General features: G+C 41.4%; 13 protein-coding genes. All 13 read left to right on the plus strand.

Annotation, left to right across the window (positions count from 1 at the left end; genetic code table 11):
• The first annotated feature begins 15 nt into the window (after positions 1 to 15).
• The 13 genes from HM131_RS08730 to HM131_RS08790 all read left to right on the plus strand — a co-directional run bounded on the left by HM131_RS08730 (position 16) and on the right by HM131_RS08790 (position 13,145).
• On the plus strand, positions 16 to 1,296 hold the full coding sequence (locus HM131_RS08730; RefSeq protein ID WP_085029394.1) for a bifunctional folylpolyglutamate synthase/dihydrofolate synthase: 1,281 nt from the start codon (positions 16 to 18) through the stop codon (positions 1,294 to 1,296).
• Positions 1,297 to 1,386: 90 nt separating this feature from the next.
• Positions 1,387 to 3,123 carry a sensor domain-containing diguanylate cyclase gene (locus HM131_RS08735; RefSeq protein ID WP_085029395.1) on the plus strand — a complete coding sequence of 579 codons (1,737 nt, stop codon included), beginning with the start codon at positions 1,387 to 1,389 and terminating at the stop codon, positions 3,121 to 3,123.
• Between the two features lie 149 nt (positions 3,124 to 3,272).
• Positions 3,273 to 4,028 carry a prepilin peptidase gene (locus tag HM131_RS08740; RefSeq protein WP_085029396.1) on the plus strand — a complete coding sequence of 252 codons (756 nt, stop codon included), beginning with the start codon at positions 3,273 to 3,275 and terminating at the stop codon, positions 4,026 to 4,028.
• Positions 4,029 to 4,176: 148 nt separating this feature from the next.
• Positions 4,177 to 5,028: an SPOR domain-containing protein gene (locus HM131_RS08745; RefSeq protein ID WP_085029397.1), complete on the plus strand. Its 852-nt coding sequence runs from the start codon at positions 4,177 to 4,179 to the stop codon at positions 5,026 to 5,028.
• 158 nt (positions 5,029 to 5,186) lie between these two features.
• On the plus strand, positions 5,187 to 5,753 hold the full coding sequence (locus HM131_RS08750; RefSeq protein ID WP_085029398.1) for a Maf family protein: 567 nt from the start codon (positions 5,187 to 5,189) through the stop codon (positions 5,751 to 5,753).
• A 37-nt stretch (positions 5,754 to 5,790) separates the two neighbouring features.
• Positions 5,791 to 6,483: a RadC family protein gene (radC, locus tag HM131_RS08755; protein ID WP_085029399.1), complete on the plus strand. Its 693-nt coding sequence runs from the start codon at positions 5,791 to 5,793 to the stop codon at positions 6,481 to 6,483.
• A 165-nt stretch (positions 6,484 to 6,648) separates the two neighbouring features.
• A complete protein-coding gene (locus tag HM131_RS08760) occupies positions 6,649 to 7,689 on the plus strand; it encodes a rod shape-determining protein (RefSeq protein ID WP_085029400.1) in 1,041 nt (346 codons plus the stop codon).
• A gap of 11 nt (positions 7,690 to 7,700) precedes the next feature.
• On the plus strand, positions 7,701 to 8,582 hold the full coding sequence (mreC, locus tag HM131_RS08765; protein WP_085029401.1) for a rod shape-determining protein MreC: 882 nt from the start codon (positions 7,701 to 7,703) through the stop codon (positions 8,580 to 8,582).
• Positions 8,579 to 9,106 carry a rod shape-determining protein MreD gene (gene mreD / locus HM131_RS08770; protein WP_085029402.1) on the plus strand — a complete coding sequence of 176 codons (528 nt, stop codon included), beginning with the start codon at positions 8,579 to 8,581 and terminating at the stop codon, positions 9,104 to 9,106. Before mreC ends, mreD begins: the two co-directional genes overlap by 4 nt.
• A 38-nt stretch (positions 9,107 to 9,144) precedes the next feature.
• Positions 9,145 to 9,828, plus strand: coding sequence for a septum site-determining protein MinC (minC, locus tag HM131_RS08775; RefSeq protein WP_085029403.1), 684 nt, complete (start codon positions 9,145 to 9,147; stop codon positions 9,826 to 9,828).
• Positions 9,821 to 10,618, plus strand: a complete 798-nt coding sequence (minD, locus tag HM131_RS08780; protein WP_085029404.1) for a septum site-determining protein MinD — start codon at positions 9,821 to 9,823, stop codon at positions 10,616 to 10,618. Before minC ends, minD begins: the two co-directional genes overlap by 8 nt.
• A 921-nt stretch (positions 10,619 to 11,539) precedes the next feature.
• On the plus strand, positions 11,540 to 12,301 hold the full coding sequence (locus HM131_RS08785; protein WP_085029405.1) for a peptidoglycan DD-metalloendopeptidase family protein: 762 nt from the start codon (positions 11,540 to 11,542) through the stop codon (positions 12,299 to 12,301).
• The gene (locus HM131_RS08790; RefSeq protein ID WP_085029406.1) at positions 12,288 to 13,145 is read left to right on the plus strand and encodes a M50 family metallopeptidase; all 858 of its coding nucleotides are present in this window, start codon (positions 12,288 to 12,290) and stop codon (positions 13,143 to 13,145) included. Before HM131_RS08785 ends, HM131_RS08790 begins: the two co-directional genes overlap by 14 nt.
• Positions 13,146 to 13,153 lie beyond the last annotated feature (8 nt).

The raw sequence follows: 13,153 nt of genomic DNA on the forward strand, positions 1-13,153 counted from the left end.
AGGGATATAACGTTGATGAACTATGAAAACGCAATTGACTGGATACATTCTAGAGAGAAATTCAAAGTAAAGCCCGGGTTAAAGCGAATGGACTGGATGATGGAGAAACTCGGACATCCTGAAATGAATCTGAAGGCGATTCATATTGCAGGAACGAATGGAAAGGGATCAACCGTATCTTTTCTAAGGAACCTGCTGCAAACTCAAGGGTATCGAATCGGTACGTTTACTTCTCCATACATCGTACGATTCAATGAACGAATCAGCATCAATGGTGAGCCGATTGAAGATGAAGAATTAGCGAAACTGGTAGAAGAACTAAAGCCGTTATCAGAAGAGCTTGCCCGGACACCACTTGGAGAACCGACTGAATTTGAAGTGATTACGGCGATGGCCATGGTTTATTTTTCAAGGCAGAAGCTCGATTTCGTTATTTTTGAAACAGGTCTTGGCGGGCGTTATGATTCAACGAATATTATTCAGCCACTCCTTAGTGTCATTACGAATATTGGACGGGATCACATCAATATCTTAGGATCGACTATTGAACAAATTGCTGATGAAAAGGCTGGGATTATTAAAGAAGGGCGGCCGGTACTATGCGGAGCCAAACAGCCTGAGGCCCTTCAAGTAATCAAAAAGCAAGCTTCTATCACACATGCGCCCATGGCTTTACTAGGAAAAGACTTTTTTGTAGAACATGTTGGAAGTGAGCCGGCAGGTGAACGATTTATCTTTCGTAACAAGGCATTCCGCTCTGGTGAATTATTGAGTGGTTTGAAAGGAAAACATCAAGTTGAAAATGCTGCACTTGCCCTGGAAGTGGTTGAATACTTGAAAGCTCAAGGGACGAAGGTAGATCGAAGCAAGTATGAGGAAAGTGTTCTTCAGACAACGTGGCCAGCCCGCTTCGAAACGGTACGGACCGAACCGTTGACGATTATTGATGGGGCACATAATGAAGAAGGTACTCAAGCTTTAGTGGATACAATGAAGCGGCACTACCGAGGAAAGAAAATCAATCTTGTCTATAGCGCATTAGAGGATAAGCCAGTAGAAAGTATGTTGATGAAGCTCTCAGAGGTCATAGATGAAGCTTACTTTACGACGTTTGACTTTCCTAGAGCGCTTACTGCAGTAGAGTTAAAACAATTGTCACCGATTCCTGCATCAACGGCAATTAGTGATTATAAGAAAGCAGTGAAAAAGGCGTCGGAGCAAGTAGAAAAAGATGGAGTTTTATTGATTACCGGCTCCTTGTATTTCATTTCCGAAATAAGGAAATATTTTGAATAAGTAAAGGGGGTATGGTACATTTTAATTATCTGAATATTCAAGTCTGCAAATGGATGATAATGATAAGGTAATCTGAAATGAGGTGCAGGAATGACAAATCATAAGAAGATTGCGGTGTGGTGCCTATGGATTGTGTTATGGCCTTCCTGCCTCTATACCCTTTATCGAACGCTGAACCCTGCTATTCAAGGTAATGAGATTGAAATAGCAGCTTTTATGATCCTTGCATCCATAGTGGCGCTTTTTCCATTGCAAGTCGGGGACAATCCAGTTTTCTTCACCCACGGCATCGCTTTTGCCGTATTTTTGTATTATGGGTTATTCATTGAAATTCTTGTCTCCCAAGTTGCTTTACTATTTTTAATGGGTAAGCTGAGAGTGAGAAAAGCTGATTTGTATCGAGTTCCTATAAATTTCTTAATGTTTCTTATGATTTCGGTTTTCTCAGCACTTCTATATTATTTATTGGGTGGAACACATGGAGATGATGCGGTGTCGTCTTTTGATGACGCTCTTCCCGTGACGGTTTACGCGGTTTCTCAGATTCTACTTAACCAGTTTTCAATAAAACTCATTGCACGTTATCTATACAATAAACAGGTTAAATGGGTTGATTGCGGACTGTTGTGGGATGTGCTGACGGCCTGTCTCGTTTTGCCTATCGGATTAGTGCTTTACATCGTTTATGCAGAGTTTGGTGTCAGTGCGGTATTTTTCGTAGGCATTCCTTTTATTCTCATTGCAGGGATGCTGATGCTTTATCATAATAGCAGCCAGGTTAATGCTTATTTGAAGAAAACGAGTATCATTGGCCATGAATTGACTGGAAAGCTTGGTGTAACAGAGGTTCTTGACTTATTTGTTAAACGAATCAGTCAGCTTCTGCCGCTTGATTATCTTTATGTTTTTGATGTAACTTCAGAAAAACAACTGACGCTGATTCATTTTTTCGATCGTTCCGGACAGATGCAACTCGCCAACTATTCCCTTTTCAAAGGGGAGAGCGTAAGCGGGAACACGTTAACTCAACGAAGGAGTTTTTATTACAAAAGTAAAAAAGAATGGCATCATTTAAATCATGCCTGCATACCTGAAAATGCAGAAAGTGTCATGTCTATTCCGGTCGAGAGAAATAATGAAATTGTAGGGATCATTACTGTTTATGCCAATAAGAAGCAGGCATTTATGCAATTTCAATTTATGATTCTAGAGATCCTAGGTAATTATTTAGGGGTGGCGATAGATAATGCACGATACTATGAGAAAACAAAAGCAGAAAGCGAGAGGTGTGCGTTAACAGGCCTCTACAACTACAGATACTTTGAGAATTATCTTCATAGAGTTATTCAACAGTGGAAAGATGAGCAGAGAAAGCAGCCAATTTCGTTGATCTTGATGGATCTCGACCATTTTAAGGTGATTAACGATACATACGGACATGAAAGTGGAAATGAAGTGTTATGCATTCTTGCTGAACGCCTGCAACAAGTGATTCATAACCAGGGCCTCATCGCGAGGTATGGGGGGGAAGAATTTGTTATTCTTCTGCCTGAATGTTCAACAGATGAAGCTGAGTTTTTAGCAGAAGAAGTAAGAAGAACGATTACAGATAAACCATTTATTTCTTATGAGCACTTGCTGAGTGGGAAGAAACCAAAAGAGATCAAAGTTACAGCGAGTATTGGCGTGGCTACTTATCCAGACCATTGTGAGGAAGCATTGGAACTGGTACGACACGCTGATCGCGCCATGTACGTAGGTGCCAAGCAGCAAGGAAGAGACAAAGTGGCGAGTTATGAGGCTTTATTAGAAACAGTCGAAGGATAGTTTCGGCTGTTTTTTTATGGAAAAGAAATTCTTTCATTTATTTTCATAGACTAAACTGTTTAATTATGTAGTATGATTGGATCAGTAATAATTAATCACTCCCCCCGGTCTTAATTGACTCTATAACCTCGATATAGGAGACAAAGCCAATGACTCTTTTTTACTCGCTCTATTTCCTCATGCTCGGTTTCACTCTTGGATCTTTTTTCAACGTTGTAGGACTTCGCTTGCCAAAAGGAGTATTGTTCAAAGATGAACGCTCCTACTGCCCTCATTGTTACCATACTCTCAGATGGTTTGAACTTATTCCGCTCATCTCTTTTATGCTTCAGCGGGGGAAATGCCGGCATTGCCAGAAGTGCATTTCACCTCTTTATCCTATTATGGAAACCGTCAACGGTATCATGTTTGTATTATGTTATTCCCTAATAGGATTCCAAGTTGAATTATTCCTCGCTCTTGCTTTCATTTCCCTGTTTCATATCATCCTTGTTAGTGACTTCGTTTATATGGTCATTCCCGATAAGGTTCTACTGACGTTTTTCTGTTTATTTATTGTTTACCGTTTGTATGTACCTCTTGCACCATGGTGGAATGCTCTCTTGGGCGGCTTCATTGGTATAGCTTTAACAGCAGCCATTATTCTTCTCAGTAATGGAGGCATGGGCGGAGGTGATATGAAGCTTTTTGGATTAATAGGATTTGTGCTAGGATGGAAACTTTTATTACTAACATTATTCTTGTCTACTTTGACAGGTGCACTTATTAGCAGTGTATTGCTAATGACAGGTGTAATAAAAAGAGATCAGCCTTTTCCGTTTGGTCCTTTTATTGCAATAAGTGCCGTTTCATCCTTTTTTTCTGGTAACATAATTATTGGGTGGTATGTACAAACATTTTTTTAGGTCGATATCTTTATTTGAGACCGCTAAAACGTGAATTAAAGGTGAGTCAAAGGTGAAAAACTTGTCGATGTACCATTGACAAATTTCAGCGTAGTTTTCAAATCTCCTGTGATAGGGTTAGGACAAACCTGGCAGGAGTGATCAATCGATGGAATCTAAAAAGAAAATAACGATTTCTTTGCGAAATCACGAACAAAAAGACCAAAAAACAGAATTATTTAAGGCAGAAGCAGAGCAAGCGGCTGCAAAGCATTCGAAAGAAAAAAAAGAACCCATTTTGTTAGAAGATTCCTCAGAACAATCTGTGTACAAACTTCCTATGAAGAAGAAAAACAACCTCCAGTCTCCCGTTAAGCGGATCGCATTCACCGCCTTGACTGCTCTTATCATCAGCTTTGGACTGGGTTTTTTGCTTTTACGCATGTTCGTCACGTTAACTGATGAGACAACGACGGGTGAAGAGGTAGTGCCTGCAACGAGTAATACTCCAGCTGAAGCACAAGGTGAAATGGTTCAAAGTGTCAATCCGGCCGCTATTGACTCATACTTCATCCAAGCGGGTGTTTTTACAACAGAAGAAAAAGCACTTGAATGGAAAACGAAATTAACCTCTCAATCTGTTTCCTCTGTTGTTTGGGAACGAGATGGGCAGTTTTATTTATTTGCTGGAAGTGCCCCTACGAAGTCCGAAGCTGATACCCTCGCTTTGCAGCTTCAAGGCTATGGCGTGGATACGTATGTGAAAAATTGGGTCGTGTTAAAAGAAGAAGGCTCGTTAAGTGAAGAAGAAGCAGATGTCATGGACAAATTAGTGACCCAATTGCAACAGCATACATTGAATGAAATGTCAGCAAACGAACGGGAATCTCTAATCAATGAACTCAAATCCAGTTCCTCTGGAGAATCATTAATGAATTCCCTGCAAAATTGGGAGAATACAGATACGTTTAACTTAAACTGGCTGAGAGTTGCCTACGGTCTTGAAGAAATGATGAAGTAAAGAATATATGATGTTCTACCCCTTACAAAATTAGTGTTTCACCTAAGGGTTTTATTTTTTTATTAACAAATAGAGTCGTGTTATTTCAAATTGACCAGTTCTTCACAAATGAATGGTTACTATAAAATAATAGTACCTCGTGGGAAGGAAGATAGAATATGAAGTTAGTTTTAGGCTCACAATCACCAAGAAGGAAAAAAATATTGGAATTAGCTGGATATACGTTCTCCATACGTTCAGCTAATATAGATGAAAGTCTATCGGATGAATGGGACCCTGAAGAAGCAGTTATTCACTTATCACAACAAAAAAGTGAAACTCTCGACATAGAAAGTGATGAAGTGCTTTTAACATCAGACACCATAGTGGCTCAAGATGGACGGATTCTTGGTAAACCTGTCAATGCACAGGAGGCTTACCAAAACCTCCGTACCCTAAGCGGAAAGACGCACCAAGTCTTTACTGGGGTAACCATTCGCTCACATGATGATACTCGTTGTTTTGCTGTGGTAACGGATGTAACTTTCTTTGACCTGGATGATGAAGAAATCCACCAGTACATAGCAACAGGTGAGTCTGACGACAAAGCTGGGGGATACGGAATACAGGGGAAAGGCGCCCTTTTTGTGGAGAAAATAAATGGGGACTATTACAATGTTGTTGGTCTTCCTCTTTCAAGAGTTGTTCGTGAGCTTAGAGCTTTCGGGTGTACGCCTTCTTCTTGATTTCTGCTTACGAGGAATAGAGACAAAGGAGCGAATCATGTTGGCTCAAACAAGTATAATGATTAAGGATGTACCGAAGGCGGACAGGCCCAGGGAGCGGATGATTGGATTGGGGGCAGCCCACCTCAGCAATCAAGAACTGACCGCTATCCTTCTTGGCAGTGGAACAAAGCAAGAATCAGTGATGGAACTGGCTCAGCGATTACTCATTCATTTTGAAGGAATATCACTTTTGAAGGATGCCACAATAGAAGAACTTACAGCTATCAGGGGCATAGGGACTGCAAAAGCTGTGCTTATCTTGTCAGCCATTGAACTTGGGAAAAGGATGCAAAAGATGAAGCCTGTTGAACGCTATATGATTCGAAGCCCTGAGGATGGGGCGGATTTTATAATGGAAGAGATGCGGCATTTGAAGCAGGAACATTTTATCTGCCTTTTTCTTAATACGAAAAATCAAGTGCTCCACAGACAGACTATTTTTATTGGTAGTTTGAACGCCTCTATTGTCCATCCTCGTGAAGTTTTCAAAGAAGCTGTCAAACGGTCAGCTGCCTCCATTATCTGCGCTCATAACCATCCCTCGGGTGATCCTACTCCATCTCAGGAAGATATTCAGGTTACAAGAAGACTCCAAGAATGCGGAAAGATGATCGGAATTGAATTACTAGATCATTTAGTAATTGGTGATCGAAAATTTATCTCTTTGAAGGAAAAAGGCTACTTGTAACACTATCTATTTTTGAAGATTTTTCGTATAATTGAATAGATGAAAATGAAAAGCGCCATTTATAGGAAATAATCCTTATAAATTGGCGCTTCTTCTGATTCAATATATTAAAGAGATGTTTGACCCCTGCTAGATATAGGCAGGTTCTTAGAAAGGAAGATATTATTGGGTCTATTTGGATTTTCACAAGACTTAGGAATTGATCTAGGTACAGCGAATACGCTAGTGTTCTTAAAAAATAAAGGGGTCATCGTCAGAGAACCCTCTGTGGTGGCCAAAAATACACAAACTGGTGATATAACTGCTGTCGGAAATGATGCAAGAAATATGATAGGCCGGACCCCCAGCTACATATCAGTTATTCGACCAATGAAAGACGGTGTCATTGCAGACTATGAAACGACTGCACAAATGATGAAGTATTATATCAAAAAGGCACTGAAGACAAGATCATCTTTTGCGAGCAAACCAAATGTCATGGTTTGTGTTCCCTCTGGGATCACCATGGTAGAGGAACGTGCTGTCATTGATGCAACAAAACAGGCAGGAGCAAAAGAAGCATATCCAATAGCGGAACCGTTTGCTGCAGCTATCGGTGCAGGATTACCTGTGTGGGAACCTACTGGAAGCATGGTCGTTGATATCGGAGGCGGCACGACAGAAGTCGCTATTATCTCTTTAGGTGGAATCGTAACCAGCCAGTCGATCCGAGTGGCAGGGGATGAAATGGACGATGCCATCATTCAACACGTTAGAAAGAAGTACAACCTCATGATTGGTGAGAGAACTTCAGAGGAAGTCAAAATGGAGCTTGGCGGAGCTGGAAGCATGGATACGAATGATGAGATGGATATCCGTGGTCGAGATCTGTTGAGTGGATTACCAAAAACGATCACCATTCAAGCGAAAGAAATCGTTGAAGCATTGAAAGACACGGTTGATACCATAATCGAAACCGTTAAGAACACCTTAGAAAAAACACCACCAGAATTAGCCGCAGATATTATGGAGCGTGGAATTGTTCTTACTGGTGGTGGAGCATTACTCAGGAACCTTGATACAGTCATTAGTGAAGAAACAAACATGCCAGTCTTTATAGCAGATGAACCTCTTGATTGTGTAGCGATCGGAACAGGTAAATCATTGGAATACATTCACCACTTCAGGTCACAGCCGAATGTGGCGAGCCGGGCTAATATGGACTAGGCGGTTCAGATATGCCTTCTTTATTTCGTAGAAAAAGACTAATGGTTGTATTAATTGGCTTTATCGTACTTGTAGCGTTAATCGGATTCTCGATTCGGGACCGTGATTCGTTAAGTACTCCTGAGAAATTTCTTCAAGACACAGTAGGGTGGATGCAGACAATAATCCATAAGCCTGTGAGTATCGTAGATAATACGGTCGAAAACGTACAGAACATGCTCGAAGTATATGAGCAGAATCAAGTGTTAAAAGCGCGTTTATCAGAATACAAAGGTGTAATAAAGGATAACCAGAGACTTAAGAACGATAATGAAGAGCTTCGGAATACGATAGAGAAAACAGAAGCTCTGAATGATTATTCCCCTATTCAGGCAACTGTCATCGCCAGAAGCTCAGATCGCTGGTTCGAGCAGATGACGATTAACAAAGGGGAAGAGCATGGAGTAGAGAAAGATATGGCTGTCATGACCAGTGATGGTTTAGTAGGGAAAATCAAATCTGCCGGTGCCTTCCACTCCACCGTCCAGCTTCTTAGCGGGTTTGACAGATCCAATAAAATCTCTTCCTGGGTGATCCGGGAAGGTCAAGATGAAGCTTTCGGTCTAATTGAAGGATACGACGATGAAACGGGACGTCTCCTTCTCGAAGGTATTAAGCTTGATGAAGAACTGAAAGAAGGCGACACAGTTATTTCTTCCGGTCTTGGCGGTGTGTTTCCAAGTGACCTTCGAATTGGGACAGTGAAAGAGGTAGTCAACGACCAGTTTGGCCTAACGAAAACAGCTTACGTAGAGCCATTTGCTGACTTATTTGATATCAAACATGTTATTGTTGTAGATCGAGCGATGGAAAGTATAGAGAATCAAAGTCAAAGCGAGGGCGATGAATCATGAGACGGTATTTTATCGGTCTCCTTTGTCTTTTTTTGTTAGTCATGCAGGGGATGGCAATGAGCTTACTACCATCCAGCCTTGTTTATTCAGACTTATTAATGACACCCCACTGGATTTTAATCTTTCTGTTAATCGTCACCGTTTTCTATGACAACGATAACACCTACTACGCTGTCTGGTATGCATTGTTTTTCGGTTTATTACTAGACGTTGTCTACACGGGGGTATTAGGTGTGTATATGGCAACCTATGCTATTGTAATTTATATCATCCATGGGTTAAATAAACTTCTTCATGCGAATTTCGTAACAGCTTCGATCTTAGCGGTCGTTGGTGTAGCTTTAGCTGATACTATTCTTTACGTCGTTTATTCATTTGTTCAAATTACTGCCATGGCATGGTGGGATTATGTAGTACTAAGGCTCCTGCCTACACTGGCAGCAAATATGATCTTTTTTATCATTTTATATCCTCTAGTGAAAGAACGAGTCTTTAATCTGGGAGAGGAAATAAATAATACTTAGTTCTTGGCGAAGGTCTAAGGTTTTGAGGTGAGAGGTCTGTGACAACGAATGTTCAGAAGATAATGATTAAAGGAACAAGAGACGGATTGACATTGAAGTTTGATGATCAATGCACGTTTGAATCCATTTTGGATGAACTCGAAGACAAGCTTTCGATGAATGGTCTATCTGATGATGATCCAATGATTCGAGTAACTGTCCAGCTTGGAAAGCGTTACTTAAGTGAAGAACAAAAGGAAGAACTTACGAAGGTGATTCGTGAGAAACAGAATCTCGTTGTTGAAAACATTGAATCAGAATTAATTACTAGAAAAGAAGCATTAAAATGGAAAGAAAATACAGATATCACTCCTGTTGCCAGGACAATAAGGTCTGGACAAGTAATAGAGGTCCGTGGTGATCTATTGATCATTGGTGACGTGAATCCTGGAGGGCTGCTAAAGGCAACGGGGAACATTTTTGTAATGGGTAGTCTGCGAGGAATTGCTCATGCTGGTACGGAAGGTGATACGAATGCTGTGGTTGCTGCTTCTTATATGCAGCCAAGCCAGTTGCGAATTGCCGATCAGTTGAGCCGTGCGCCAGACTATGAGTCAGAGGGCGTCTATATGGAAAGTGGCTTTATTGACGAAGAAGAACAAATCCGGATCGACAAGCTCCAGGAAGTCGTTAAAAAAAGACCGGATCTTGTAAGCTTTGAAAGGAGAATGAATAATGGGTGAAGCGATTGTAATAACCTCTGGAAAGGGAGGGGTTGGCAAAACAACAACTACTGCTAATCTAGGGACCGCTTTAGCCCTACAGAATAAGAAAGTGTGCCTGATCGATACAGATATCGGTTTAAGAAATCTGGATGTAGTTATGGGGCTGGAGAATCGAATAATCTACGATATTGTGGACGTGGTAAATGGCCGATGCAAAACAAAGCAAGCGTTAATTACGGATAAACGATTTGACTGTCTTCACCTACTTCCAGCAGCTCAAACTTCTGACAAATCAGACGTTTCACCTGAGGGAATTAAAGCGATTATTGAGGAATTGAAAGAAGAGTACGACTATGTCGTTATTGACTGTCCGGCGGGAATCGAACAGGGATATAAAAATGCCGTTGCAGGTGCTGATAAAGCCATAGTTGTTACGACCCCTGAAAAGTCGAGCGTACGAGATGCTGACCGTATTATCGGCCTTCTTGAACAGGAAGATTTAGAAGCACCAAAGCTTGTTATCAACCGTATACGAGCTCATATGATGAAAAATGGCGAGATGATGGATGTGGACGAAATCGTTTCTGTCTTATCCGTTGACCTGCTTGGAATCGTCATAGATGATGATGCGGTTATTAAAGCTTCTAATACTGGGGAGCCAGTGGCGATGAAGCCGAATTCTAAAGCTTCACTTTCTTATCGGAATATTGCAAGACGGATTTTGGGCGAAGCTGTTCCTCTTCAAAATCTCCATCAAAATAATAGTGTCATGGCCAAGATTAAACGTTTCTTCGGAATCCGCTCTTGAGCCAAATCCAGCCTGCTATGGTAAAACATAGCAGGTTTTTTTATCACTAAATCATTGGTTTAAGGTTATTCAGCAGCGGGAGAGTATAAAAATCAAATTCGAGATAATTCAAGTTTGGAGATTTCATTTACGATAAACAGTGGTAGGAGGTCCGGGAAATGGCTCTTTTTCCGTGGGCATGCGCTGAGCCTCCTCGAGCTAAAGCTCTCCGGGGTCTCGCCTATCATGTTCATCCCAAAGGAGTCTCGCCATTTCCCGGACCTCCGTCCGATAGTTTGAGCAACGGAAACACAAAAATGAAGAATTTATAGCGGAAAAGCTTATCCGCTAGCAAAAAAACAGACACAAATTTTAAAGAGCTCATGAGGTCAGAATCAATCTATATGTCAGCATTTTGCCTGGATATCAGCAAAATAGGTGTAAATATCTTCAATTGCCTATATATAGGCCAGTAGTGTACTTAACTGAACACGCGTGTGCCCATTTCTATTCGATATACTTAATGGGCTCTAAATTGTAATTGAGTCTTCTAATTCCTATTGAATCGGGCCGTTCATCACAGAATAGATGGGTTGGCCTGAAAACGACGAGACTCCCGCGGGAGAAGGAGCTAGGCGAGACCCCACAGGGAGCGCAGCGAACGAGGAGGCTTGCAAGTTCCCCCGCAGGAAAGCGAGTTGTTTTCAGGCCAACCCTAACACTTATCACGCAACGGACCGGAGAAAGTCTCTAAATTGAGTCGTCAGTAATTAGAGGCTTTAATGGATAAGGAAGGTTGTTTCAGATGATTCATTTTATATAATTCTTTAGGAAAATAAGAAGAATGTTCAGCCGCTCTTTCGTGGACAAGTTTTACACATATCCCTTCTGCTCTCTCCATAGAATGGTAGAAACAATGGTATTTAAAGAGAGGGGATTCCTGTGAAAAAGAATATACATCACGTTCGAAAAAATATAGCAGAGCGCAAGAGAAAGCGCGTGCAGCAAAATGCGCCTCCTCAGAAGCCGTACCTCCCACCGCAGGACGAAGAGTTGCATGGATACCCCCCTATCGTCTCAGGGTACGGCAAAAAAATGGATCCGTCCCCTTCAAAAAATCGGCCAAGCTTCTTAGGTATACAAGTGTTGCTTGCCGCTTTACTGTTTGCAACAGTAGCTATTGGCAAGAACACGGACTTCGCCTTGCTTAACGGTCCAGAGGAATGGGTTACAAGTCAGATGCAAGAAGACTTCCCTTTTGCAAAAGTGACAGCATGGTACAGCGAAAGGTTTGGGGAGCCGCTCCAAGTTGTCCAACCGAAAGATAATGAAGAATCCGGCGAGCTCGCTATGCCTGTAAATGGGACCGTCACAACTCCCTTTCAAAACGATGGGAAAGGTATTGTCTTGACCACAGAGAATAATTCTGAGGTTAAGGCGGTAAGGGAGGGAACCGTCGTATTCGCCGGCAACAATGAGGATACGAAAAAAACAGTCATTCTCCAACACGAGGATGGAAGTAAGACCATTTATGGATATTTGTCATCCATCGATGTTCATTTATATGAATATGTTAAATCTCAAAGTAGTCTGGGGTCGGTGACTTCAGAAGAGGGGCCATCCGCTGAATTCTTTTTTGCCATCGAAAAAGATGAGCAGTATCTAGATCCTGTAGAGGTTATCAAAGTGGATGAAAGCTCTTAGTCTTACAAAGACCATACACATCCACCCCCTCTTCTTTTTATTAGCATTATCTGCTATTTTTACAGGTGCTTTTTTTGAATTTCTCATATTGATGACTCTAGTCGTCATTCACGAACTTGGTCATTATTTGACTGCTAGATATTATGGATGGAGAGTTTCAAGAATTGAACTCTGGTTGTTCGGAGGGGCTGTTGTGAGCGAGGAGCATAATACACGGCCTTTCCATGAGCAAGTACGTGTCGTGTTGGCTGGTCCTCTCCAACATATATGGATCTTTGGTTTATTGAGTATCCTTCAAGGATTCTATGGTCCTCATTCCCTCTTATCAGTGGCTTTCTTTTACAATACTCTTATTCTTGTTTTCAACCTTATGCCCATTTGGCCTTTGGATGGAGGAAAGCTTCTCTTTTATATAACTACTCAATTATTCTCTTTTCAAAGGAGCCTCTTCTTAACGTTATTTGTATCAGTAACCTCCATGGTCCTTGTTTCCCTGTGGCTTTACCTGGAGGGACGCTGGACACTCGCGGGCCTTTTGCTTGTTGCTTTTTTACTCATTGAAAATGGGATGGAATGGAAGAGAAGAACTTACACACTGATGAGATATTTACTGTTTTGTACGTACAGGGATTGCAGTAAATTGAAGCCCAGGTTTATCAAGGTTGAACAAGAAATGCTGGTAAGAGACGTTTTAAAAAACATTCGATGCAACCGTAAACATTTGTATGTATTGAAACATTCCCCAAGGTTCTATATAGTTGATGAGCAAGAATGTCTCCAAGCCTACTTTAATAAGAAACAAGCCAATCTGCGCTTGCGGGACATTCCTAAACTGGCGCTGTGAGGGATATT

Origin of the sequence: Halobacillus mangrovi (assembly GCF_002097535.1) — a bacterium.
Lineage (GTDB): Bacteria > Bacillota > Bacilli > Bacillales > Halobacillaceae > Halobacillus > Halobacillus mangrovi_A.